This is a genomic window from Sphingomonas sp. Leaf34, assembly GCF_001421805.1.
Taxonomy (GTDB): domain Bacteria; phylum Pseudomonadota; class Alphaproteobacteria; order Sphingomonadales; family Sphingomonadaceae; genus Sphingomonas.
In genome coordinates this window covers 26,682-49,593 of the sequence record NZ_LMLC01000003.1, presented here as the reverse complement: position 1 = coordinate 49,593, position 22,912 = coordinate 26,682, and the positions used below count along the sequence as shown (strand labels likewise).

Here is a 22,912-nt window from a genome sequence, read left to right as displayed (position 1 = left end):
GTGCGCAACCTCTCGGGTTCGCGGCGCGTTTCCCAACAACACGCACAGCGAAAAGGAGACACCGCATGCATCTTCCCCACAACACCGTCATACTCGTTGCGGACGGTCGGAAAATGCTGTTCCTGCGCAACGAGGGCGATAATGAATTCCCGAACCTCGTCGTCGAACAAGCGCGCGAACAGAACAACCCCGCGACGCGCGACCAGGCGACCGATTCCGCCGGACGGGCCTCCTCGCCGCAGGGCGCGGCGCGGAGTTCGGTTGAGCCGACCGATTTTCACCAAATCGAAGAGGATCGTTTCGCCGCCGATGCGGCCGACTTCCTCAAGACACGCGCATTGAAGAATGATTTCGACTCGCTGATCATCGTCGCGCCGCCCAAGACGCTCGGCGAGATGCGCAAGCATTATCACAAGGAGGTCAGCAACCGGCTGGCCGGCGAACTCGACAAGGACCTGACTGGCCATCCGATCGCCGACATCGAAAAGGCGCTCAAGGCCGCCTGATCATCGCGGTTGCGTGGTCGTCGCGCATACGAAAAGGGCCCCGACGGATATGTCCGGCGGGGCCTTTTTGGCATATTGCGATCACGTCAGGCGGTGATCGCAGCCGGCTTGGCGAAGCGTTTGCGGGCGACGAGCGCTGCGGCCGCCGCGCCGAACAGCAGGACCATCGGCGGTGCGGGAACCGGGGCGGGGGGGCCACCGCTCGACCCGGTGCTGCCGCTCGAACTGGCGCTGCTGGCACTTGACGCGCTGCTGGCGCTGCTCGCGCTCGAGCCGCTTGAGCTTGCCGACGACGCGCTGCTGCCCGACGAGGCCGAACTGCCCGACGATCCGTTGGAGCTCCACCCGCCGGTCGAATTCCAGCCGCCGTTCGATCCCCAGCCCTTGCTGCTCGAGCCATAGCTCGACCCGTCGTGACCGGGCTTGCCTCCCGACGAACTGCCGCTGCTGGCGGACGAGGCCGAGGATGCGGAGGATGCCGACGACGCGCTGCTCGACGACGTCGATACGTTGCCGCTCGACGACGATGTACTGGAGATTTGGGCACCGCCAGTGCTGCTCGACGATCCGCCGGTCGAGGTCGACCCGCCGCTCGACGTCGACGAGATCACGATGCTGCCGCTCGATCCGCCGCTGCCGCCGAAGCCGCCACCAAAGCCACCGCCGAATCCGCCACCGAAAAATCCGCCGCCGCCGCCGATTACCGGGGCGCTGCCGGCACCACCGCCGCCGATATAGCCTTGTCCGACGGGGGCCGGGATCGGCACGGGGGTCGCACTGGCGACCGTCACCACGGTCGGCGCGCATGCCGTTCGCGTGGTCGTCGTCACGCGACGGACGCGGGGCCGGTGGACCGCGGCGATCTGGGGTCGCGCGACTCGCTTGACGAGCACCCGCTTGGCGTTTTCGGTGCGAGTGGGCCGCTCGGCGACATGCACGGCGCCACCGCCGATCAGGGCACCACCACACGCGCAAGCGCACAACTTGGCCAAAGCCATCCTAACCGACATATCGTCACTCTTTCGTTGCCGGCACGTCGTGTTGCCGGATCCCCGTGTGCAGCGTTACGAAACTGCTATCCGACTAACTGCAAAACAAACCATTAAGTGCAATAGCGTTAACCATGTTTGGAATGGTTAATCATCAATTAACGTACGTCTTCTGCCGACGGACACGCTTAACGTACCGGCTTGGGACATAAACGCCACGTCGAAGGCGACCTCGCAAGCACGCTGAATAGGTAGAGGTGGCTCGGTATCGATGAAACCGCGGATCGCGCGCGCGAAATAAAATGTCGGATTCGGCTTCGTTTGTGCAAGTCGGGTCGCTTGTGGTCGTGTCCGTGCGCGCCTATAGGCGCATTCACCATTTGGGGGTGGCCCTCGGAGATCAGCGTGGTTGATCCGACGGGGCCAGAGGGAGAGTGGTATGGCGACCGTTATGAATCGTACGAGCGAGAATTCCAGTCCAGACGCTGCCAATGACTGTGGTGACGACACCTATCGGCCCGACGCCGACGAACCTTTCATGAGCCTGAAGCAGCAGGCGTATTTCCGCCGCAAGCTCCAGGCATGGAAAGAGGCGATCCTGCGGGAATCACAGGAAACGCTGTCGCAGTTGCAAGTGGATTCGCTGCGCGAGGCCGATCTGACCGATCGTGCGTCGAGCGAGACCGACTGGTCGATCGAACTTCGTACCCGCGATCGGCAGCGCAAGCTCGTCTCCAAGATCGAGGCGGCGATCCGCCGAATCGACGAGGGCGAATATGGCTATTGCGAAGTGACCGGCGAACCGATCAGCCTGGCACGGCTCGAGGCACGACCGATCGCGACGATGACCGTCGAGGCGCAGGAGCGGCACGAACGCAACGAGAAGGTCTCGCGCGAGGACTAATGTCTCGCGCAGGGACCGATTGAGGGATACCCGATCGTCCGCGCCTCGATTAAGGCTGATTCCGGCCCGCGCCCGTCGTTAAGTGTTTCGGCAGGCGTTTTGGGCTATGCTTCAGACATGGCCCTGCTCATGGGCCTCGACGGTGCGGGATGATGATGGACGGTTTCGATCGCAGGACCCCCGGGGATGTCGATGGCAGCGCGCCGTCGGAACACGTGACATCGAACGGGCCTGGCACAGGTCAGCGTGCAAAGGCGCGCGACAGCCTGTTGTTGGTGGCGCAGTGTCGGCTCGGCGAGCAGCGTACGGTGCATGAGGTGCGTGTTCGCAACCTGTCCGAGGGCGGGCTGATGATCGAACTCGACACGCCCGCCGATGTCGGAACCCGTGTGTGGCTCGACTTGCGCGGCATAGGCGAGATCGTCGGCAAGGTCGCCTGGTGTGCCGCAGGCCGGATGGGCATCGCGCTGGATACGCCGATTGACCCCAAGAAAGCCCGCAAGCCGGTCGGCGGCGGCGCCAAAACCGGCTTGCTGGGTTTGTAGTCGGTGACGGTCATTCCTCGGCGCTCGGCCGGTCCAGCGACCGCACGATCTGTCGTCAGAGGCTGACGATCTCTTCTTTCAGGCGCAGTTTCTGCTTCTTCAGGCTGGCAAGGATGGCGGCATCGGGCAAGGGGCGGTGGGTCTCGGCTGCGATCCGCTGGTCGAGCACGGCGTGCTTGGTTTCCAGAGCTGTCTGATGCGTCGTCTGCACGGTGAAGTACCTCCTGCATTCGGTTGGGGACTCAGTAAACCACCGTGTCTTCGAAATGTCTTCATCGGAAATCGACCAATTCGATTGAGTGAGCGATTTGGCGCGACGACCCGTTGTCGAGGTGAATGGTGACGCCTGCCCGGGGCCGTACTACGCCCACCGCCGGCCATCCGACTCGCAACACAGTACCTGCGTCGTCGATCCTGTCGCTCCGCGCCGCTTTAACGCTCGCCAGCGCGCGCGCATTTGCTAAGGACCTTAGCGACGGAGGATCGGCATGTATCTCAGGGACAGCGTGGACGAGGCCCAGCTGCGAATTCGGCTCGATGCTATGCGCATCGAGCACCGGGACCTCGATGATGCGATCGCCGCGCTCACGATGCTGACCGTGCCGGACCAGCTGCAGATTGCGCGTCTCAAGAAGCGTAAATTGCGGCTCCGCGACGAGATCGCCGCGTGCGAGGACATTCTGGTTCCGGATATCATCGCCTGATCGCGCGATCGGGCCCGATTGCGTCGTTTTGGGACGTTTCGAACAGATTGCCGCAGGCGTCACCGTTCATCATGCTGGGCGGTGCGGGGTGGCTATGGCATCCCAAGCCCATGAACGGACTGAATGAATCGCGGTTGCAGCAACGCTTGGTCGACGCGCTGTATAGCGAGGCGATGCTACTGGCCGACGAGGCGCGAACCTATTTCGACGAGGCGGGGCGCGCGGAGCGCGAGGCGCTTGATCCGCTGATCCGCGTGAGCTTCAGTTGCGAGTCGCTCAAGGTGACGACGCGACTGATGCACGTCATCGCCTGGCTTCTGACGCAACGTGCGGTGCAGGCCGGCGAGTTGCAGCCCCGCGATGCGCTTGATCCAGCGCGCCGGCTCGGTGATGCCCCGATCACTGAGCAGGCGCTGCTCGACAGCCTGCCGCTCCGCGCGCGGACGCTGATCGAGGCCAGCGCCGACCTCCATCGCCGCGTCGACCGCCTTGATCGCGGACTCGACGCGGTACACGGCGCCAGCCCGGCGCGATCGATGCAGCGGCTGCTTGCCCAGGCGTTCTGAAATGCCCTTTGCGCCCGGCACGTGGAGGAGCGTCCGGACTTGTCAGGCGTAAGGACGATGCGCTCGACCGACGCCGCATCGCCGCCGATTTAGAGCGCCAGCCGCGCCCGTGCCGCACGGTATTCGCGCTCCAGGCGGTCGACGCGGTCGGCGACGCTCTCGACCTTGCTGACCGCGCCGATGCCCTGGCCCGAACCCCAGATGTCGCGCCAGGCCTTGGGCTTCGACCCATTGCCACCGCCGAAGTCCATCGTCTTCAGATCGCCCTCGGGCAGATTGTCGGGGTCCATGCCCGCAGCCTCGATCGACGCGCGCAGATAGTTGCCGTGCACGCCGGTGAACAGGTTCGAATAGACGATGTCGGAGGCCTTGCCCGCGACGATGCCGTCCTTGTACGCCTGATCCGCATTGGCTTCGGTGGTCGCGATGAACGGCGAGCCGATATAGCCGAAATCGGCGCCCATCGCCTGTGCGGCCAGGACCGCGTCACCCGTTGCGATCGAGCCCGACAGCGCCAGCGGGCCATCGAACCACTGGCGGATTTCCTGGATGATCGCGAACGGCGACAGGCGGCCGGCGTGACCGCCCGCGCCGGCCGCGACCGCGATCAGACCGTCCGCGCCCTTTTCGATCGCCTTGCGCGCAAACCGGTCGTCGATCACGTCGTGGAGCGTGATGCCGCCCCAGCCATGCACCGCGGTGTTCAGGTCTTCGCGCGCGCCGAGCGAGGTGATGACGATCGGCACCTGCCACTTGGCACAGGTCGCGAGGTCGCTTTCGAGGCGGTCGTTCGACTTGTGGACGATCTGGTTGACCGCGAAGGGCGCGGCGGGCCGGTCGGGATTCGCGCGGTTGTGTGCGCTCAGCTCCTCGGTGATCCGGTGCAGCCATTCGTCGAGCAGCGCCTGCGGCCGCGCGTTGAGTGCCGGGAACGACCCGACGATACCCGCCTTGCACTGCGCGATCACCAGTTCCGGTCCAGAAATGATGAACAGCGGCGAGCCGATGACGGGGAGTCGCAGGTTTTTTAGAATGGCGGGTACGGTCATGCCGGTTTTCTAGCGCAACGCAATCGCGCGCGCCAGAGCCGGTTTCGCCCTCCACCCGACCGACGTTCCGGCCAGATGGAGGGCAGGGTATCAGACCATCTTGCCGATCATCTTGTCGAGCGTCAGCGGATATTCGCGGACGCGGACGCCGCACGCATTGTAGACCGCGTTGGCGATCGCCGCGCCGACGCCGCACAGCCCGAGTTCGCCGATGCCCTTGGCCTTCATCGGCGAGGACTTCTCGTCCAGCTCGTCCATGAAGAACACGTCCTGCATCGGAATGTCGGCATGCGCGGGGACATGATATTCGGCGAGGTCGTGATTGACGAAATAGCCGAAGCGCGTGTCGACGATCGCGTCCTCCATCAGCGCCGCGCCGACGCCCATCGTCATCGCACCGATGACCTGGCTGCGCGCCGATTTCGGGTTGAGGATACGCCCGGCGGCAAACGCACCGCTCATCCGGCGGACACGGATCTCACCGGTGGCCGAATCGACTCCGACCTCGACGAAATGCGCGCCGAACGTGGCCTGTGCATAGGTCTTGGTCAGATCGCCGAACTCGATCGAATCCTCGGCTGAGAGGCCGGCGTCGCCCGCAGCCTCGGACAGCGAGACGCTGCGGTTGCCCGACTTCACCTTGCCGTCCTCGAAAACGACGTCGGTCGCGTTGAACCCGAGCTTCTGCGCGACGCGTTCGCGCAGCGCCATGCAGGCTGCATAGACGCCCGCGGTCGAGCTGTTGCCGCCCCACTGGCCGCCCGACCCCGACGAGGCCGGGAAGCTGCTGTCGCCAAGCAGCACGATGACCTTGTCCATCGGTACGCCCATCATCTCGGCGACGGTCTGGCCGATGATCGTGTAGCTGCCCGTGCCGATATCAGTCATGTCGGTGGCGACCGTCACCATGCCCTTCTTGTCGATTCCGACGCGCGCACCCGACTTCATCGTCACATTGTCGCGAAACGCCGACGCCATGCCCATGCCGACCAGCCAGCGGCCGTCGCGGACCTGGCCTGGTACGGGATTGCGCTTGTTCCAGCCGAAGCGTTCGGCGCCGGTCTTCAGGCAGCCGACCAGATCGCGCTGCGAGAACTGGCGCGACGGCTTTTCGGGATCGACCTGCGTGTCGTTGACGATGCGCAGCTGGACCGGGTCCATCTTCAGCTTCTCGGCCAGCTCGTCCATCGCCGCTTCGAGCGCGAGTAGGCCGACCGCCTCGCCCGGTGCACGCATTGCGTTGCCCTCGGGAAGGTCAAGCACGGCGAGACGCGTCGCGGTCATGCGGTTGGCGCCGGCGTACAGCAGACGAGTCGCGTTCGGCGCGGTCTCGGGTCCACCGCCGGGCAGGTCGCCCGACCAGCTCTCATGCGCGATCGCGGTGATCTTGCCGTCCTTCTGCGCACCGATGCGCAGGCGCTGGATCGTCGCGGGGCGGTGCGTGGTGTTGTTCATCACCTGTGGACGCGCAAGCGAGAGCTTGACCGGCCGACCGCCGATCGCGCGCGAGCCGAGCGCCGCCATCACCGCATCGCTGCGGATCCAGAGCTTCGACCCGAAGCCACCGCCGACATAAGGCGACATCACATGAATGTTGTCCTTCGGGATCAGCAGCGTCTCGCTCATGTCGCCGACCGCCCAGGCGATCATCTGGTTCGATGTCCACAGCGTCAGCTTGTCGTTCGTCCACGCCGCGGTCGTCGAATGTGGCTCCATCATCTGATGGCTCTGGTCGGGCGTGGTGTAGCGCTCGTCGACCTTCACCGCCGCCTTGGCGAACGCGCCGGCAAAGTCGCCGACGGCTGTGTCGGGGGTGCCGCTCTTGGGCTTGGTCGCCGAGCCCTGCGACGCGGCGAGGTCGAAATTACCTTTCGCCCGCGCATAATTGACGCGCAAAAGCTTGGTGGCAGCGCGCGCCTGCTCGAACGTCTCGGCGACGACGACGGCGACGGCCTGGTCGTAATGCTGGACGTCGGGGCCCGCGAGCATCCGTGCGGTGTGGTTCTTGGCCTTGCCGATCTTGCCGGCATTCTCATAGGTGACCACCGCGAGCACGCCGGGCGCCGCCTTGGCGTCGGCGACGTCGATGCTCTCGATCCGGCCCTTGGCGATCGAAGACCCGAGAATGTAGCCATAGGCCGCGTTCGGTGCGGCGTCGCTCCGCTCATAGGCGTAGTGCGCGGTGCCGGTCGTCTTCAGCTTGCCGTCGATACGATCGATCGGCTTGCCGAGCACCTTCATCTGGTCGGTGGGATTGGCGGTGGCGGGGGTATCGAATTTCATGGGCGTCAGGCCTTCGCGTCTTCGAACACGGCGCCGATGGTGCGTTCGACCAACGGCAGCTTGAACGCGTTCTGTGAGGTGGTGCGGGCGCCGGCGAGAACCGCCGCTGCGGTGGCCTTGGCGCCATTGGGCATCTGCGCCTCGGCGGCCTCGACGCGCCAGGGCTTGTGCGCGAGGCCACCAAAGGCGAGCCGCCCACGACCGTCAGGCTGGATGACGGCCGCAACCGAGATCAGCGCGAAGGCGTAGGACGCACGGTCGCGCACCTTCTGGTAGATGTGCGTGCCGCCGATCGGCTTGGGCAAGGTCACGGCGGTGATGAGTTCGCCCGGGGCCAGCGCCGTCTCGATGTTCGGCGTCGCACCAGGCAGCCGGTGGAAGTCGGCGATCGGGATCGCGCGGGTGGCGCCGGCGGCGTTCACCGTCTCCACGGTCGCGTCGAGCACGCGCATCGCCACCGCCATGTCGCTCGGATGCGTGGCGATGCACGCCTCGCTCGTCCCCATGATCGCGAGGTTGCGGTTGAACCCGCCGATCGCGGCGCAACCGCTGCCCGGCTGACGCTTGTTGCAGGGCTTGGTGGTGTCGTAGAAATAGGGGCAGCGCGTGCGCTGGAGCAGGTTGCCCGCGGTGGTCGCCTTGTTGCGGAGCTGTCCGCTCGCGCCGGATACCAGCGCGCGGCTGAGCACGCCGTAATCCTTGCGCACGCGCGCATCGGCGGCGAGATCGGTGTTGCGGACCAGCGCCCCGACGCGCAGGCCCCCGTCGGCGGTCGGCGTGATCTTGTCGAGGTCCAGACCGTTGACGTCGATGAGATGCTGCGGCGTCTCGATCTGCAGCTTCATCAGGTCGAGCAGGTTGGTGCCGCCCGCGATGAACTTGGCGCCCGGCATGCGGGCCGCGGCGCTCGCGGCCTCCTTGGCCGAGGTGGCGCGCTCATAGGTAAAGGCCTTCATGCCGTGCGCTCCGTGCCCGCGACGTCGTGGATCGCGTCGATGATGTTGGCATAGGCGCCGCAGCGGCAGATGTTGCCGCTCATCCGCTCGCGCAGTTCGTCGGTGCTGACGGTCGGCTGCGCGGCGATGTCGCCGGTAACGTGGCTGGGGATGCCTGCCTTGATCTCGCCGAGCGTGGCGACCGCCGAGCAGATCTGGCCGGGCGTGCAATAGCCGCACTGATACCCGTCATGCTTGACGAACGCGGCCTGCATCGCGTGGAGTTTCTCGGGCGTGCCGAGGCCTTCAATCGTGGTGACCTCCTCGCCTTCGTGCATCACAGCGAGCGTCAGGCAGCTGTTGATCCGGCGACCCTCGACGATCACTGTGCACGCGCCGCACTGACCGTGATCGCAGCCCTTCTTGGTGCCGGTGAGCTTCAAATTTTCGCGCAGCGCATCGAGCAGCGTGGTCCGCGTGTCGACAGTGATCTTGGTCGTGCGGCCGTTCACCTTGAGCGTGACCGGCATCGTCGGCGGGGCCGGCTGCGCGCTACCCTGCGTCTGCGCCTGCGCTGCGGGTGCTGCGGCCAGCGTAGCCGACGCGACACCGCCGGCAATCACGCCACGGCGCGACACCGGAAAACCTTCATCCTGATGCATATAAACCCCTGTATCTGCTAGCATAACACGTGAGGACGGCCAAAGTTGCGCTAAGGCGGATTTGGTTCCGTGAATATTTGGTCATCTGGTTTGCGATAGGGTGTTGTAATGCGGACGATTTCTTCCGGCGTGTCGGTCCGGCTCTATCATCTGGACGATAGCGGGGAGGGCGGGGCGGCGACGACCTTGTTCTATGGGCCGTTGAACGAGGCGCTGGGGATTGCTGCGCGGCAGGAGGAAGATGTGCAGGCGGGGTTGTATCTGGCGACGGAAAACGACGTCGTCGCGTATCTGGATTTGGAGGACTAGATCACTGGTCAACCCTCCCCCCTGCGGGGGAGGATCAGGTGGGCGTTTACGTCCCAGGCGTGAACCCGTCATCGCGATCCGGCGGCGTCGGCGAATGCACCTCGGCGCAGATCGACCGCAGCGCATCCTTCATCCCCTCCTCGAACGTCGGATGATAGAAGGGCAGATCGAGCACCTCGGTCGCGGTCCAGCCGCTCTGGATCGCCCAGGCGATCAGGTGCGCGCTGTGCTCTACGGCCGGCCCCGCCATCGTCGCGCCCGTCAGGCGGCCGTCGCGGCGGTCGGCGTAGAAACGCACCAGCCCGGCATTGCACGCCTCGACCTTCGCGCGCCCCTGATCGTCATAGGAGGCGGCGCCGATCACGCTGTCGGCTTCGTCGTCCTTGGCGATCTTGCCGATCACCGCGACATTGGGGTGCGTGAAGGTGATCGCGAACGGGACGGTGCGCTTGCCCGGCGTGACCTCGGGATAGCTCGCCGCGTTGCGCCCCGCGATCATGCCCTCCGCCGACGCCTCGTGCAGCACCGCGCGATCATGGTCCGCGTCGCCGGCGATGAAGATCGGCGCACTGCCACACTGCATCGTGTCGCAGTCATAGTCGGGCATCCCGTGGTCGTCGAGCGCAAGACCGGTCGTCTCGAGCCCGATATCCTTGATCCGCGGTGGCCGGCCCGTCGCGACGAGCAGATAATCGAAGCGCTTGCTGCCCGACGCCGAGCCCGTCCAGGACAGCGCGACGCCGTCGCCATCGGGGTCGGCCTTGAGATCGACGCCCAGCAGGATCGGCATCTCACGCGACAGGATCGCGTGATACGCCTCCGCGACATGGGGATCCTTCAGCCCGCCGATCGTCTCGCCGGTGTCGAACACCATCGTCTCGACGCCGAGCCGCGCCATCGCCTGTGCGAGTTCGAGCCCGAGCGCGCCTGCGCCGACCACGCCGATCGAGCCTGGCAGGTCCTTCAGCTCGAAGATGCTCTCGTTGGTCAGCACGCGGTCGCGCACGGCGTCGAACATGTCGGGGATTGCGGGGCTCGATCCGGTCGCGATCACAACGGATTTCGCATGGACCTGACGCCCGTCGCTGAGCGCCAGAATCGTCGCGCCTGCAAATTTTGCGCGTGCCTCGATCTTCACTTCGTCGGGCAATTTGTCGATCGACGTTTCGACCCCGGCGACGAAAGCATCGCGCTGCTTGCGGACCCGCGCCATCACCGCAACGCCGTCGACCTGGGCCGAAGCCTCGACCCCGAAAACCTTGGCCTGCTCGACTGCGTGCATAGCATTGCCAGCCGCGATCAACAGCTTGGAGGGCATACATCCCACGCTGGCGCAGGTCGTGCCGCCAAAGCCCTCGTCAATCAGGAGCGTCTTGGCGCCGTTGCGGCGAGCGCTACGCTCGGCGGCGAGGCCGGCGGTCCCCGCACCGATGATCGCGACATCGCAGGTCAGGTTGGTCATCATGGGTCTCCGTTGCCGGAGGATTCCGGGAGTGCGGTCAACGAAACCTTCGATGCCGCCCGGCCGTTCCGAGGGGCAGCACATTCCCGTGTCGAAGGACGCTTATGTTAACGCTGCACCATCTGAACTACTCGCGGTCGATCCGCGTGATCTGGCTGCTCGAAGAGCTCGGGATCGAATATGACCTCGTCAAATATGAGCGCGACGCGAACTTCCGTGCGCCGCCCGAGCTGAAAGCGATCCATCCGCTCGGCAAGGCCCCCGTGCTCGTCGATGGCGACCTGACGCTGGCGGAGAGCGCGCCGATCCTCGCCTATATCGATGAGCGCTACGGCGACCGCCGCTTCTCGCCACCGATCGACAGCGATGCGGCGGCCATCCATGACGAGTGGCTGCAATATGTCGAAAGCTCGGCCGCGCTGCCGATCATGATGACGATGTTCGGCAAGCGGATGGGCGGCCTGCCTGAGGGCCTGACGAAGTTCACCGGCCCCGAGGTAACCAAGACGCTCGATTATATCGCCGCGGGTGTCGGCGATGGCCCCTATCTGATGGGGGAGCAGCTCATGCTGGCCGATATCCAGATGTGCTACATGCTAGCGATTGCCGAGAGCACGGGCTTGCTCAAGGAGCACCCCGACGTTGCCGCCTATCTCGATCGTCTGCGCGCGCGTCCGGCGTTCCTGTCTGCCACCGAGATCGGCGGACCGTTGATGGCACCGCGTCGCTGAGCAGATGACCACGATCCCGATCCTCTAGTCGGGATCGTCGGCTTCCACCTCGATGCGCATACGTATTCAGTCGCGTGTTAGCGGTAGCGGGTTGATTGTGTGGTGAAATTGTCACGCTGGCGTCGCGGCTCTCGTTGACGCGCAGCATGTTCTGGGCTGATGCTCGGTCGCGGTCACCTCGCCGGCAAGGCGGGCGTGGAACCGTGAGGATGCTGGAGGAGCCGAACGTCGTGACTGCCGCTGCCAAGACCATCGGCAAGCTCACGGGCAAACCGACCTCGTTCGATATCGCGCAGCTCGCCGGCGTCTCGCAACCGACCGTATCGCGCGCGCTGCGCGGCAGCTCGACGGTCAATCTGGCGACGCGGCAGCGGATCGAGGCGATTGCGCGCCAGCTCAACTACACCGTCGATCGCAGCGCCTCGAACCTGCGCAATGGTACGACCAAGACGATCGCGCTGCTGCTGTTCCGCGATCCGACCCCCGACGAGACCGTGGTCAACCCGTTCTTCCTGGGCATGCTCGGCGCGATGATGGCGGCGTGTGCATCGCATGGCTACGATCTGCTCGTGTCGTTCCAGCAATTTTCGAGCGACTGGCATACCGATTACGAGGACAGCCACCGCGCCGACGGGCTGATCCTGCTCGGCTATGGCGATTATGCCGATTATCGCGCCCGGCTCGAAGCACTCGTCGCGCAAGGGACCCACTTCGTGCGCTGGGGCTCGGTCCAGCCAGGCCAGCCGGGGCTCACGATAGGGTGCGACAACATCGCCGGGGGCGCCGCGGCGGCGCGGCACCTGCTCGACCGCGGGCGGCGGCGGATCGCGTTCTTGGGCAGCGCCACCGATCATTATCCCGAGTTTCACGACCGGTATCGCGGCTACGTCGCAGCGCTCGGCGAGCACGGTCTCGCGGCGGATCCGAAGCTTCAGGTCGAGACCATCTCGACCGAGGAGGATGCGACGCAGGCGACGCGCGAGTTGCTTCACCGCCGCGTGCCGTTCGATGCGATCGTCGCGGCGAGCGACCTGATCGCGCTGGCGGCGATGCGCGTGCTGGCAGGGGCGGGGATCAACGTGCCCTATGACGTGGCGATCGTCGGGTTCGACGACATCCCCGCTGCCAGCCTTGCCAATCCGCCGCTGACGACGATCGCGCAGGATAGTGGGCTGGCGGGGCGGCGGCTGGTCGAGATGCTGCTCGCGCGGATCGGCGATCGACCGGTCGAGAGCACGGTGCTGCCGACGCAATTGGTGATCCGGCGATCATCGGGTGAAGGACGCTGAATGGCCGTGCAGGGTAGGGAGAAGCCACCTCAGGGCTTCTGGGGGCTGTGGAACATATCGTTCGGGTTCTTCGGGATCCAGATCGGCTTTGCGCTGCAGAACGCCAATGTCAGCCGCATCTTCCAGTCGCTGGGCACCTCGGTCGACGATCTCGCGTTCCTGTGGATCGCGGCGCCGCTGACGGGGCTGCTCGTCCAGCCGGTGATCGGGCATTATAGCGACCGGACCTGGGGGCGGCTCGGACGACGGCGGCCCTATTTCCTGGCAGGGGCGATGCTCGCGACCTTTGCGCTGCTGGCGATGCCGAACGCGCCCGTGCTGTGGGTCGCGGCCGTGTTGCTCTGGATGCTCGACGGATCGCTCAACGTTGCGATGGAGCCGTTCCGCGCGTTCGTCGGCGACATGCTCGGCAGCCGCCAGCGCACCGCGGGCTTCGCGTTCCAGACCGGGTTCATCGGCGCGGGCGCGGTGATCGGCAGCCTTGCCCCGATCATCCTGACCGACGTCTTCCAGGTCGCGAACACCGCGCCCGCGGGCGGGATCCCGCCGTCGGTGCAGTATGGATTCTATATCGGCGCGCTAGCCCTGTTCTTTGCGGTACTGTGGACCGTTTTGACGACCCGCGAATATTCGCCCGCCGAGATGGCCGCGTTCGAGAACGAGGGCCCGGTCGCGCCGCGCGACACGGTCGTCCGGTCGAGCGCGCGGCTCGCGCCGGTGTGGATCGCGCTGGGTGCGATCGTGGTCGCCGCGGTAGCGCGGTTCGGGCTCGACAAGCCGGTCTATCTGCTGGGTGGCGGGCTGATCGCATTCGGCGCCGCGTTGCTGGCGAGCGCCGCCCTGGTGCGATCGGGAAGGGAGTCCAACGTTCTCAGCCAGATCGTCGGCGATCTTGGCACCATGCCGCAAACGATGAAGCGGCTTGCGCTCGTCCAGTTTTTCACCTGGTCGGCGCTGTTCATCATGTGGATCTACACGACGCCGATCGTCACGCAGCATGTGTTCGGCACGACCGACACGACCAGCGCGGCGTATAACGAGGGGGCGAACTGGGTCGGGGTGCTGTTCGCGGTGTATAACGGCGTGGCGACCCTGTGGGCGTTCGTCATGCCGGCGCTGGCGGCGCGGATCGGCCGGCGCGACGCGCATGTCCTCGGGCTGCTCTGTGGGGCGGCGGGGTTCGCGTCGTTCCTGGTGGTGCGCGACCAATATGTCCTGATCGGGTCGATGGTGCTGATCGGCATCGCCTGGTCGTCGATCCTGACGATGCCCTATGCGATCCTGTCGAACGCGCTGCCCCAGGCCAAGCTCGGCGTCTATATGGGGCTGTTCAACATCTTCATCGTGTTGCCGCAGCTGATCGTGTCGTCGGTGATGGGGCAGGTGGTGCGGACGTTCTTCCCCGGCGACGCCGTTTGGGCGATGCTGATCGCCGCCGGGGTGATGGGTGTCGCGGCGCTGGCGATGCTGCGGGTCGAGCGGAGCGCGTGACCGGGCTTCTGATCCTCCCCCGCTCGGGGGAGGTGGCAGGCGTTAGCCTGACGGAGGGGGCGGTTGGCACCAACCTGTGTTCCGTGTCCTCCCCCTCCGTCGCCTATGGCGCCACCTCCCCCTTGCGGGGGAGCATCAGTGAGGATCAGCCGCCGAAGCCGCGGCCGCCGAAGCCGCCGCCGAACCCGCCGCGCGAGATCACCGAACTGCGCGTCTGGACGCGCGCAGGCGCCCGCGCCGTCGTCGGGGTGAACGCGTCCGAGCCGACGCGCGTGCGGCCGGTAACATAGTCACGGTTGATCCGGCCGCCGGCGCCCCCGTAATAATTGCCCTCGCGGTCACGATACATCGGCGCGCCGCGATTGCCGAAGCCGCCGTTGAGCGCCTGTCCGACCAGGAAGCCGGTCAACAGCGGCGTGAAGAAGCTGCCGCCATTGCCGTTGTTGCGCGGTTCGCACTGCGCGGCGCCGAACTGCTCCTCGCAGGTCTGCTTGTCCTCGAAGCGCGGTGCGGTCTTCGCCGCATCGGTCTTGGCCTGCTCGAACGCGGTGTCGCACTGGACCGCGGACAGCGCACCCGCCGCGCGGCACTCGGCGACGGAGGCATAGCTCTGCGCCTCGACCGGCTTGCCGCCGACATCGCCGTCGCACGCGGTCAGCGAGATGCCCGATCCTGCGATCAGGCTGGTGAGGACGATCGATCTGGAACGCTTCATGGGTGCTTCCTCAGTTCGTCATGCAGGCAGCGTTGAGGATGCCGACGCACAGCGAGATGCTTGCCATATAGGTCGCCGCGGCGATTTCGCCGCGCTGGATCCGCGCGTTGAAGTCGCGCATCACGAGACGCTGGACGACCAAAGCCGTGACGATCTGGATGACGCCGGCGAGCAGCGCCCAGACCGCGAATTCGACCAGCGAAACCGTATGCGTCAGCGCCGAGGCGAGCGGCAGGACATAGCCGAGCAACGCCGCGCCCAGCGTGATCGCTGCGGCGGTGTTGCCCTCGCGGATCAGCGACTTCTCGTGATAGGGCGTCGCTACCTGATAGACGATCTTGAACGCGATCGTGAACACGCCCGCCGCGACGAACGCGATCAGGAAGGCGAGCGCGCTGGCGCCGAAGCTGTATTGGTCGATCATGGCAAGTCCCCCGGAGCCGTTCGGCGGTGATGCTAGGCCCTGAACTCGCCGAGTTCCAGTGCCACGCCGAGCATGATCTCGAACGATACCTCGCCCGCCTCGTTCTCCTGGTCGATCGCGAGCAGCAGTTCGCGGCCGTCGTCACCCGGCAGCTCGCGCCCGAACAGCATGCAGGTCTGGAAGATGCGGCGGTCGACGATGCCGTCGCGGTCGTCGTGGAGATCCTCCCAGAACGTCACCGGTTCCTGCTCGCTCGCCTCGGGGCCGAACCAGAAGCGTCCATATTCGGGCAATCCCTCGGCGGTGAAGGTGCGCGCCTTGAGGCGGCTCTGCCATGCCGGGCGCTCGGCGGGCGAGGAGGGGTATGCGCTGTCCCACGGCGCGAACAGCGTGACGTCGGTCACGTCCTGGCCCGCGCGGTCGTTCGACACCGCCTGGAACATGATGTCGTCGTCGGTGTAGAAACGGTGGACGAACCCGCCTTCGTTAAGGTTCACCAGCCCCTGCGCGACGATCACCAGCGTGTCGCGGTTGAACGGGAACAGCAGTTCGGACCCGAACCGGCGCCACGCGAGCGGATCGACCGTGACCGTACGCCCCAGCGTGACGTTGCGGACGACGGGCAGGGCGTTGTCGTCAAGCGCTGGCTTGCGGCCGAACAGGCGATCGAACATGCAATCCTCGTATCTTTGTTGACGGCCTGCATAGGGCAAAGCGGCCGGGCGAGCAAAGCGCAACCCCCCGTCATCCTGACGAAAGTCAGGACCCAGAGCGACACCCGCCGCGCTTCGTAACCCTGGATCCTGACTTTCGTCAGGATGACGGGAAACGGTGGGATGGCGGAGTGGGGAGCGGGGATGGCAAGGGTTCGCGACACGTCCTATGTGTGCGTGACGCGACAAGCACGGGAGTTCTTGCATTGACCGATATCTGGACCGTCCGCAGCTTGAAGGCCGCGCTCGACACGTCAGAGCCCGCAAAGGCGGGAGAGTTCTCCGCGCGGATCCTGGAAGGCGCGGACCCGGTCCTGCTGGTGACGATGCACCAGCACGGCGACCTCGAGCTGTTCGTCAACGTCAGCGAGGCGCAGATCGCGTGCTCGACCTTGCTCTGGCCGTGCGACGAGCAGGAGGACCCGTTGGCGTTCAACACCTTCCTGCTCAAATCGCAGAAGCTGGTGCCGCTGTCGAACTTCGGGATCGGCACCGTCGACGGCCGCGATTATTACGAGCTGTTCGGCGAACTCGCGACGTCGAGCCCGCTCGATACCGTCGTGATCGAGCTGCGCACGCTCGCCGAAAATGCGATCGATGCGGCCACCGACCTGCGCCATGCGCAGATCCCGGCTGCCTGACATCATCGCCTGAACTGATACAAACGGAGAGACTGGCATGGCCATCTGGAGCAAGCTTTTCACCCTCGGTCGCGCGGGCGCGCACGAAGCCGGGGCGGCGGTCGTCGATGCGAACGCGCTGCGTATCCTCGACCAGGAAATCCGCGATGCGGACAAGGCGCAAGGCAAGGCCCGCGACGATCTCGCGGGGCTGGTCGCGCGGCGACGTATCCTCGAAACCGAGGTCGAGAGCTTCCGTGCGCAGGCGACGAAGTACGAGGCTTCGGCGCGGATCGCGGTCGAGAAGGGCAATATGGATCTTGCGCGCCAGGTCGCGCAGCGGATCGCCGATCTCGAACAGGACATCGCGCTGAAAAGCCCGCAGGTCGAGGACATGCGCGCCGCCGAGGAGCAGATCCACACCGCCGTCGCGCAGACCGACCGCAAGATCGAACAGCTCCGCCGTGAGGTCGAGGTCGTCAAGGTCAACGAGTCGGTGCAGAAGGCGCAGGCCTCGGTCGCGTCGGGCAGCATGGGGGCGGGCAACAAGCTCGGTTCGGCCGCCGACAGCCTCGCACGGATCCGCGAACGCCAGGCGATCCGTGGCGAGCGGATCAAGGCGGCGGGCGAGCTCGAGGATCGCCGCACCGGCGCCGATCTCGACGAGAAGCTGCGGCTGGCGGGCATCGGCCCCGGCCAGTCGTCGGCGGACGACGTGCTTGCGCGGCTGACCGCGCCCAAGACGCCGGAACTCGGCCAGACGCTGCAGATCGGCCAGCGCGACGACACCAAAACGTCGGACAGCTGATGCGCCGGATCGCGGTCGACCCGCGTAGCGACTGGCGTGAGCGGGCGGACGCGATCGGGTTCGTCTATCACGATACCGATGGCGAACCCTATTGGGACGAGGGCGCGGCCTACGCGTTCACGCTGGCGGAGATCGAGGACGATCTCGAGCCGGCAGCGGAACAGCTGCACGCGATGTGCCTCGATCTGGTCGACGAAGTGGTGCGCGATCAGCAGTTGATGGAACGCCTCGCCATCCCGCGCGAGCAGTGGAACTACGTTGCGGAGACGTGGCGGACGCGTCAGCCGTCGCTCTATGGCCGGTTCGACTTCGCCTATGACGGGACGGGGCCGGCCAAGCTCTACGAGTATAACGCGGATACGCCGACGTCCGTGTTCGAATGCGCGACGTTCCAGTGGATGTGGCTCGAGGATTTGCTTGCTAGCGGCGCGCTGCCGGCGGGGACGGACCAGTTCAACAGCCTGTTCGACAAGCTGCGCGAACGCTTCCGCGCGCTGTTCCCGAGCGGCGGCTTCGTACATTTCGCCGCCGATGCGTCCGCCGTCGAGGACCGCCAGACCGTCCGCTTCTTCGAGGATCTGGCGAGCCAGGTCGGGATCGAGCCCAAGTTCGTCGAGATGAAGGATATCGGGCTCGCTGCGGATGGGCGCTTCGTCGATACCGACGGCTATGAGGTGCAGGCGGCGTTCAAGCTGTATCCGTGGGAGTTCATGCTCCGCGAGCCCTATGCGCCGAACCTGTCGCGGGCGGACGTGCGCTGGATCGAGCCGGCGTGGAAGTCGATCTTGTCGAACAAGGGCATCCTGCCGTTGCTGTGGGAGCGGCATCCGAACCATCCGAACCTGCTGCCGGCGTTCTTCGACGACGATCCCGCCGCGCAGATCCTGGGGCCGAAACTTGTGCGGAAGCCGCTGTTCTCGCGCGAGGGGGCCAATGTCGAGGTGATCGGGGACGCTGCGCACGCGGTGCTGGATCAGGGCTATGGCGCCGAGGGGGCGATCCGGCAGGCCTATGCGCCGCCGCCGGTGTTCGACGGGCGGCATCCGGTGATCGGCGCGTGGATGGTCGGCAACGAAGCCGCGGGGATCGGCGTTCGGGAGGATGACACGGTCGTGACGCGCAATCTCGCGCGGTTCGTGCCGCATATCATCGAGGCCTAACATGAACGACGCGCGCGAACTCCGCCCCTTGCCGCCGATGGAGCGGTTGGTCGAACTGCTGTTCGACGCCGCGCGGATGGGGCGCGACGAGATGATCCCGGCGCTGTTGCAGGCGGGGGTCGATATCGAGGTGACCGATGCGAAGGGCTACACGCCGCTCGTGATCGCCAGCTATAACGGGCAGGCCGTCGCCACTGCGGCTTTGCTCGCGGCGGGTGCGAAGGTCGACGGTGCTGCGGACGCGCGTGGCAACACGGCGCTGATGGGGGTGTGTTTCAAGGGTTATGCGGAGATCGCGCAGATCCTGCTCGATGCGGGGGCGGATGTGAACCGGCGCAATGGCGTCGGCCAGACCGCGCTGATGATGGCCGCGCTGGTGGACCGGACGGCGATCATCGACCTGTTGCTGGAGAATGGTGCGGATGCTTCGGTTGCGGATGCTGCGGGCAACACCGTGCAGTCGCTGGCGATGTCGCAAGGCAACACGGCGTTGGCCGCGCGGTTTTCGACGAGCCGAGCGTAGTTGTTAAACACCACCCCGGCGAAGGCCGGGGCCCAATTGGGGAGCGGCGCTAACGAAGCGTAGTCTCCTGTTACTGCAACCTTCCCAATCGGACCCCGGCCTTCGCCGGGGTGGGGCAAAACTGAGCCAGGTTGCGCTGGTCAATCGGTCCCATGCGTCTTGGGCAACACGGCGCCGACATGAGTTTCGCCGCGGGCTTCGGCTAGTCGCATCTGCCGTTCGCGTTCGGCATAGCCGGCGCGCTGATTCTCATCGCGCGCGTCGTGGCATGCCGGGCAGCTGATCCCCTCGACATAGAGCGGCGAGGCGCGGTCCGCGACGCTGACCGGCATGCGGCAGGCGTGGCACAGCACGTGGCTGCCGGGCACGAGCCCGTGGCCGACCGCGACGCGCTGGTCGAAGACGAAGCATTCGCCTTCCCACAGGCTCTCGGCCTCGGGCACGGTCTCGAGATATTTCAGGATGCCGCCCTTGAGGTGATAGACCTCGTCGAGCCCCTCGGCCTTGAGGAACGCGGTCGATTTCTCGCAGCGGATACCGCCGGTGCAGAACATCGCGATCTTGGGCGGCGGGCCGTCGCCGACCAGCTCGGCGCGATGCGTACGAAACCATGCCGGGAAGTCGCGGAAACTGCGCGTGTGCGGATCGACCGCGCCGGCGAACGTGCCCACCGACACCTCGTAATCGTTGCGCGTGTCGATCAGGATCGTCCCTGGCTCGGCGATCAGCGCGTTCCAGTCCGCGGGCTCGACATAATGGCCCACGCCGTCCAGCGGATCGATCGTCGGCTCGCCCATCGTGACGATCTCGCGCTTCAGCCGCACCTTCATGCGGTGGAACGGCATCGTCTCGGCGCGCGACTCTTTCACGTCGAGGTCGGCACACCCCGGCAACGCACGAATATGCGCGAGAACGGCATCGATCCCCGCCTCGGACCCGGCGATCGTCCCGTTGATCCCCTCAGGCGCGAGCAGCAGCGTGCCCTTCACCCCGTTCGAACAGCAGGCGAGCGCCAGCGGCGGCTGGATCGCGGCGATGTCGGCGAACGGCGTGAAGCGATACAGCGCCATGACGCGGATGGGGAGATTTTGGGTCATCGGTTCATCGTGCAGGGGAGGAGGTGTGGTCCCTTAGCGCACCGCGTCCGCCGCGTCAGCCTGCGGTGACGATCATCTCGTCAACCACCGCGACCGGCCAGGGGGTCAGTCGCGTTCCGCCGCAGGGCCCGCCGACGCACGCACCGGTGTCGATCGCGAACAGCGCCGAATGCCAGCTGCACGCGATCAGGTCGCCGCGCGGGGTGAGGTAGTCGTCAAGCACCTGCGCGAGCGGCAGGCCCATGTGCGGGCAGCGATCGACATAGCCGACCACCGCGTCGTCCTTGCGCACGACGAACCCGTGGAACCGCCCGGCGCGCATCTGCACCACGAAGTTGCGCGCCTTGCCCTCGGCGACCGTGTCGAGCGGGGCGAGCTTGATCCCGGCCGGCGTGGCTGTGAGCCGTTCGCCGTCGCTCATGCGCGATCCGCGTCCGGTTGCCGGTCGGGGTGCGCCGCGGCGAAAGCGCGCAGCGCGCGGGCCGTGTCGGCGGCGGCCTTGAGGTGCGGGTAGGGCGTCAGATCGACCGCAAACCGCTCGGCGGAATAGACCTGCGGCACCAGGTGGCAGTCGGCGATCGTCGGCGTCGCGCCGAATGCGAAGCCGTGGCCATGATGCGCAATCATCACCTCCAGCGCGGCGAACCCCTCACCGATCCAGCGCGCGATCCAGCGGTTCACGGCGGCATCGTCGGCGCCGAACTCGCTCCGCAGCGCGTTGAGGATCCTCAGGTTGTTCACCGGGTGGATATCGCACGCGATCGTCGCGGCCATCGCGCGAACGACCGCGCGACCATTCGCGTCGGCGGGGAGCAAAGGTGGATCGGGATAGGTCTCGTCGATCCATTCAAGGATCGCGGGGCTCTGCGTCAGGACGGCGTCGTTGGTTTCCAAGGCCGGCACCAGCCCCTGCGGATTGAGCGCGTGGTAGCCGGCCTCGCGCTGCGCATCGGTGCGTAGGTCGTACGTGACCTGCGCATAGTCCACGCGCTTCAGGGCAAGCGCGATGCGGACGCGGTAGGCGGCGGTCGAGCGCCAATAGCCGTGGAGCGTCGGGGTCACCGCGGCAGGACTGCCTTCGGGAAATCCGACCAGACCGCATCGTAATCGAGCTGCGCATGGTCGAGCGCATAGGCGGTCGGTGCGTAGGGCCAGCAGCTCTCGAGCATGAACGCCATCGTGCCGTCGATCTTGTGCGGCTTCAGGTCGGCCGCGCTCGCGCCCTGCCAGCTTGCCAGGTCGGGACCATGGCCGGACATCAAATTGTGCAGCGAGATGCCGCCCGGCGCGAACCCTTCGGCCTTGCCATCATAGGCGCCGGTGATCAGCCCCATCGCCTCGGACATGATGTTGCGGTGGAACCAGGGCGGGCGGAACGTCCCCTCCGCCACCATCCAGCGTGGCGGGAAGATCACGAAATCGGCGTTCGCGCGGCCCGGCACGTCGCTTGGCGAAGTCAACAGCGTGAAGATCGACGGATCGGGATGATCGAAGCTGACCGTGTTGATCGTGTTGAACCGCGACAGGTCGTAGCGCCACGGGGCGAGGTTGCCGTGCCACGCGACGACGTCGAGCGGCGAATGATCGAGCGTGGTCGTCCACAGCGATCCCATGAACTTCTGGACGACCTCGACGGGTTCGTCGCGATCCTCGAACCAGGCGACCGGCGTCTCGAAATCGCGCGGGTTGGCGAGGCCGTTGGCGCCGATCGGCCCGAGATCAGGCAGGCGGAACAGCGCGCCGTGGTTCTCCGCGACATAGCCGCGGGCCTCGCCATCGGGAAGCTCGGCGCGGAAGCGGACGCCGCGGGGTACCAGCGCGATCTGGCCGGGGGCGATATCGATCCGGCCGAGTTCGGTCAGCAGTCGCAGTCGGCCCTTTTGCGGCACGAACAGCAGCTCGCCGTCCGCATCCATGAACACGCGGTCACTCATGTCGGCATTCGCGGCGTAGACGTGGAGCGCGACGCCCTCGAGATCGGCGGGGTCGCGGTTGGCGAGCATCGTCGTCATGCCGTCGATCAGGTCGGTGCCGGGAGCAGGGGCCTCGATCGGGTCCCAGCGCAGGCGGTTGGGCGCGAGCGGCGCGTCGGTGGTGCCGGGCGCGAACCGCTTGGCGCCGCTGTAGCGCTCGAATGGCGGATGCTCGGCGGTCGGGCGCATCCGGTAGAGCCAGCTGCGGCGGTTCTCGTGACGCGGCGCGGTGAAGGCGGTGCCGGAGAGTTGCTCGGTATAAAGGCCGAACGCCGGGCGCTGCGGCGAATTGCGGCCGATCGGCAGCGCGCCGGGGACGGCTTCGGTCGAGACGTGGTTGCCGAAGCCGGGGAGGTACCCGGCGCTGTCGTTTCTGCTCTGGCCGGCGGTCTCGCCTGCGGTGTTGGTCGGCTGGTGGATTGTCATGGCTTCCTCTCCGTCACCTGTTCCGATC

The 22,912-nt window shown here is 66.2% G+C and carries 28 protein-coding genes; 15 read left to right on the top strand and 13 right to left on the bottom strand.

Annotated features, from left to right (window positions below; genetic code table 11):
• Positions 1 to 65: 65 nt before the first annotated feature.
• The 5 genes from ASF00_RS08710 (at position 66) to ASF00_RS08695 (ending at position 2,944) form a co-directional block, all read left to right on the top strand.
• On the top strand, positions 66 to 506 hold the full coding sequence (locus ASF00_RS08710; protein WP_055877407.1) for a host attachment family protein: 441 nt from the start codon (positions 66 to 68) through the stop codon (positions 504 to 506).
• A gap of 75 nt (positions 507 to 581) precedes the next feature.
• The gene (locus ASF00_RS18005) at positions 582 to 908 is read left to right on the top strand and encodes a hypothetical protein (RefSeq protein ID WP_200910515.1); all 327 of its coding nucleotides are present in this window, start codon (positions 582 to 584) and stop codon (positions 906 to 908) included.
• Between the two features lie 21 nt (positions 909 to 929).
• On the top strand, positions 930 to 1,244 hold the full coding sequence (locus tag ASF00_RS18000; protein ID WP_056479115.1) for a hypothetical protein: 315 nt from the start codon (positions 930 to 932) through the stop codon (positions 1,242 to 1,244).
• A gap of 690 nt (positions 1,245 to 1,934) precedes the next feature.
• Positions 1,935 to 2,399, top strand: coding sequence for an RNA polymerase-binding protein DksA (gene dksA / locus ASF00_RS08700; protein ID WP_055877398.1), 465 nt, complete (start codon positions 1,935 to 1,937; stop codon positions 2,397 to 2,399).
• 155 nt (positions 2,400 to 2,554) lie between these two features.
• Positions 2,555 to 2,944 (top strand): PilZ domain-containing protein, encoded by a 390-nt coding sequence (locus ASF00_RS08695; protein ID WP_156348268.1) that lies wholly within the window; start codon positions 2,555 to 2,557, stop codon positions 2,942 to 2,944.
• Positions 2,945 to 2,999: 55 nt separating this feature from the next.
• Here the strand turns inward: ASF00_RS08695 and ASF00_RS17995 are convergent, their stop codons facing one another.
• A complete protein-coding gene (locus ASF00_RS17995) occupies positions 3,000 to 3,155 on the bottom strand; it encodes a YdcH family protein (RefSeq protein WP_082463337.1) in 156 nt (51 codons plus the stop codon).
• A 277-nt stretch (positions 3,156 to 3,432) separates the two neighbouring features.
• Between ASF00_RS17995 and ASF00_RS08690 the strand changes: the two genes are divergently transcribed.
• Both ASF00_RS08690 and ASF00_RS08685 read left to right on the top strand, forming a co-directional pair.
• Positions 3,433 to 3,648, top strand: coding sequence for a YdcH family protein (locus ASF00_RS08690; protein ID WP_055877395.1), 216 nt, complete (start codon positions 3,433 to 3,435; stop codon positions 3,646 to 3,648).
• A gap of 110 nt (positions 3,649 to 3,758) precedes the next feature.
• Entirely contained in the window at positions 3,759 to 4,214 is a 456-nt protein-coding gene (locus ASF00_RS08685) for a DUF1465 family protein (RefSeq protein ID WP_055878692.1), read from the top strand.
• Between the two features lie 89 nt (positions 4,215 to 4,303).
• Here ASF00_RS08685 and ASF00_RS08680 read toward each other — a convergent pair whose 3' ends face one another.
• The 4 genes from ASF00_RS08680 to paoA form a co-directional block, all read right to left on the bottom strand.
• Positions 4,304 to 5,263, bottom strand: a complete 960-nt coding sequence (locus ASF00_RS08680; RefSeq protein WP_055877391.1) for an NAD(P)H-dependent flavin oxidoreductase — start codon at positions 5,261 to 5,263, stop codon at positions 4,304 to 4,306.
• A 90-nt stretch (positions 5,264 to 5,353) separates the two neighbouring features.
• Positions 5,354 to 7,546: an aldehyde oxidoreductase molybdenum-binding subunit PaoC gene (gene paoC / locus ASF00_RS08675; RefSeq protein WP_055877389.1), complete on the bottom strand. Its 2,193-nt coding sequence runs from the start codon at positions 7,544 to 7,546 to the stop codon at positions 5,354 to 5,356.
• A gap of 5 nt (positions 7,547 to 7,551) precedes the next feature.
• A complete protein-coding gene (locus ASF00_RS08670; protein WP_055877387.1) occupies positions 7,552 to 8,502 on the bottom strand; it encodes an FAD binding domain-containing protein in 951 nt (316 codons plus the stop codon).
• Complete coding sequence (paoA, locus tag ASF00_RS08665) at positions 8,499 to 9,143, bottom strand: aldehyde dehydrogenase iron-sulfur subunit PaoA (protein ID WP_055877385.1); 645 nt, start codon at positions 9,141 to 9,143, stop codon at positions 8,499 to 8,501. Before paoA ends, ASF00_RS08670 begins: the two co-directional genes overlap by 4 nt.
• Positions 9,144 to 9,251: 108 nt before the next feature.
• On the opposite strand from paoA, the gene ASF00_RS08660 reads away from it, so the two are divergent.
• Positions 9,252 to 9,452 (top strand): hypothetical protein, encoded by a 201-nt coding sequence (locus ASF00_RS08660; RefSeq protein ID WP_055877383.1) that lies wholly within the window; start codon positions 9,252 to 9,254, stop codon positions 9,450 to 9,452.
• 46 nt (positions 9,453 to 9,498) lie between these two features.
• Here ASF00_RS08660 and ASF00_RS08655 read toward each other — a convergent pair whose 3' ends face one another.
• Positions 9,499 to 10,914: a dihydrolipoyl dehydrogenase gene (locus ASF00_RS08655; RefSeq protein WP_156348267.1), complete on the bottom strand. Its 1,416-nt coding sequence runs from the start codon at positions 10,912 to 10,914 to the stop codon at positions 9,499 to 9,501.
• A gap of 104 nt (positions 10,915 to 11,018) precedes the next feature.
• On the opposite strand from ASF00_RS08655, the gene ASF00_RS08650 reads away from it, so the two are divergent.
• The 3 genes from ASF00_RS08650 (at position 11,019) to ASF00_RS08640 (ending at position 14,425) form a co-directional block, all read left to right on the top strand.
• On the top strand, positions 11,019 to 11,645 hold the full coding sequence (locus ASF00_RS08650; RefSeq protein WP_055877375.1) for a glutathione S-transferase family protein: 627 nt from the start codon (positions 11,019 to 11,021) through the stop codon (positions 11,643 to 11,645).
• A gap of 230 nt (positions 11,646 to 11,875) precedes the next feature.
• On the top strand, positions 11,876 to 12,934 hold the full coding sequence (locus ASF00_RS08645; RefSeq protein ID WP_414893865.1) for a LacI family DNA-binding transcriptional regulator: 1,059 nt from the start codon (positions 11,876 to 11,878) through the stop codon (positions 12,932 to 12,934).
• On the top strand, positions 12,935 to 14,425 hold the full coding sequence (locus tag ASF00_RS08640; protein ID WP_055877371.1) for an MFS transporter: 1,491 nt from the start codon (positions 12,935 to 12,937) through the stop codon (positions 14,423 to 14,425).
• Between the two features lie 145 nt (positions 14,426 to 14,570).
• Here ASF00_RS08640 and ASF00_RS08635 read toward each other — a convergent pair whose 3' ends face one another.
• Genes ASF00_RS08635 through ASF00_RS08625 form a run of 3 tightly spaced genes read right to left on the bottom strand, consistent with a single transcriptional unit; the run spans position 14,571 to position 16,238 of the window.
• The gene (locus tag ASF00_RS08635; protein WP_055877367.1) at positions 14,571 to 15,140 is read right to left on the bottom strand and encodes a DUF1190 domain-containing protein; all 570 of its coding nucleotides are present in this window, start codon (positions 15,138 to 15,140) and stop codon (positions 14,571 to 14,573) included.
• Between the two features lie 10 nt (positions 15,141 to 15,150).
• A complete protein-coding gene (locus ASF00_RS08630; protein WP_055877364.1) occupies positions 15,151 to 15,564 on the bottom strand; it encodes a DUF350 domain-containing protein in 414 nt (137 codons plus the stop codon).
• 32 nt (positions 15,565 to 15,596) lie between these two features.
• Positions 15,597 to 16,238 carry a DUF2491 family protein gene (locus ASF00_RS08625; RefSeq protein ID WP_055877360.1) on the bottom strand — a complete coding sequence of 214 codons (642 nt, stop codon included), beginning with the start codon at positions 16,236 to 16,238 and terminating at the stop codon, positions 15,597 to 15,599.
• A gap of 245 nt (positions 16,239 to 16,483) precedes the next feature.
• Here ASF00_RS08625 and ASF00_RS08620 point away from each other — a divergent pair, with 245 nt between their 5' ends.
• The 4 genes from ASF00_RS08620 to ASF00_RS08605 are packed head-to-tail and all read left to right on the top strand — an operon-like array spanning position 16,484 to position 19,388.
• Positions 16,484 to 16,918 carry a YjfI family protein gene (locus tag ASF00_RS08620; RefSeq protein ID WP_055877357.1) on the top strand — a complete coding sequence of 145 codons (435 nt, stop codon included), beginning with the start codon at positions 16,484 to 16,486 and terminating at the stop codon, positions 16,916 to 16,918.
• A gap of 37 nt (positions 16,919 to 16,955) precedes the next feature.
• Positions 16,956 to 17,705, top strand: a complete 750-nt coding sequence (locus ASF00_RS08615; RefSeq protein ID WP_055877354.1) for a PspA/IM30 family protein — start codon at positions 16,956 to 16,958, stop codon at positions 17,703 to 17,705.
• Positions 17,705 to 18,865 (top strand): glutathionylspermidine synthase family protein, encoded by a 1,161-nt coding sequence (locus ASF00_RS08610; protein WP_055877351.1) that lies wholly within the window; start codon positions 17,705 to 17,707, stop codon positions 18,863 to 18,865. The genes ASF00_RS08615 and ASF00_RS08610 overlap by 1 nt, the downstream gene beginning before the upstream one ends.
• A 1-nt stretch (position 18,866) precedes the next feature.
• Positions 18,867 to 19,388, top strand: coding sequence for an ankyrin repeat domain-containing protein (locus tag ASF00_RS08605; RefSeq protein ID WP_055877348.1), 522 nt, complete (start codon positions 18,867 to 18,869; stop codon positions 19,386 to 19,388).
• Positions 19,389 to 19,528: 140 nt separating this feature from the next.
• Here the strand turns inward: ASF00_RS08605 and trhO are convergent, their stop codons facing one another.
• Genes trhO through hmgA form a run of 4 tightly spaced genes read right to left on the bottom strand, consistent with a single transcriptional unit; the run spans position 19,529 to position 22,884 of the window.
• On the bottom strand, positions 19,529 to 20,485 hold the full coding sequence (trhO, locus tag ASF00_RS08600; protein ID WP_055877345.1) for an oxygen-dependent tRNA uridine(34) hydroxylase TrhO: 957 nt from the start codon (positions 20,483 to 20,485) through the stop codon (positions 19,529 to 19,531).
• 55 nt (positions 20,486 to 20,540) lie between these two features.
• The gene (locus tag ASF00_RS08595; RefSeq protein ID WP_055877342.1) at positions 20,541 to 20,906 is read right to left on the bottom strand and encodes a Rieske (2Fe-2S) protein; all 366 of its coding nucleotides are present in this window, start codon (positions 20,904 to 20,906) and stop codon (positions 20,541 to 20,543) included.
• Positions 20,903 to 21,547 (bottom strand): maleylacetoacetate isomerase, encoded by a 645-nt coding sequence (gene maiA / locus ASF00_RS08590; RefSeq protein ID WP_055877339.1) that lies wholly within the window; start codon positions 21,545 to 21,547, stop codon positions 20,903 to 20,905. Before maiA ends, ASF00_RS08595 begins: the two co-directional genes overlap by 4 nt.
• Positions 21,544 to 22,884, bottom strand: coding sequence for a homogentisate 1,2-dioxygenase (hmgA, locus tag ASF00_RS08585; protein WP_082463336.1), 1,341 nt, complete (start codon positions 22,882 to 22,884; stop codon positions 21,544 to 21,546). Before hmgA ends, maiA begins: the two co-directional genes overlap by 4 nt.
• Positions 22,885 to 22,912: the final 28 nt, after the last annotated feature.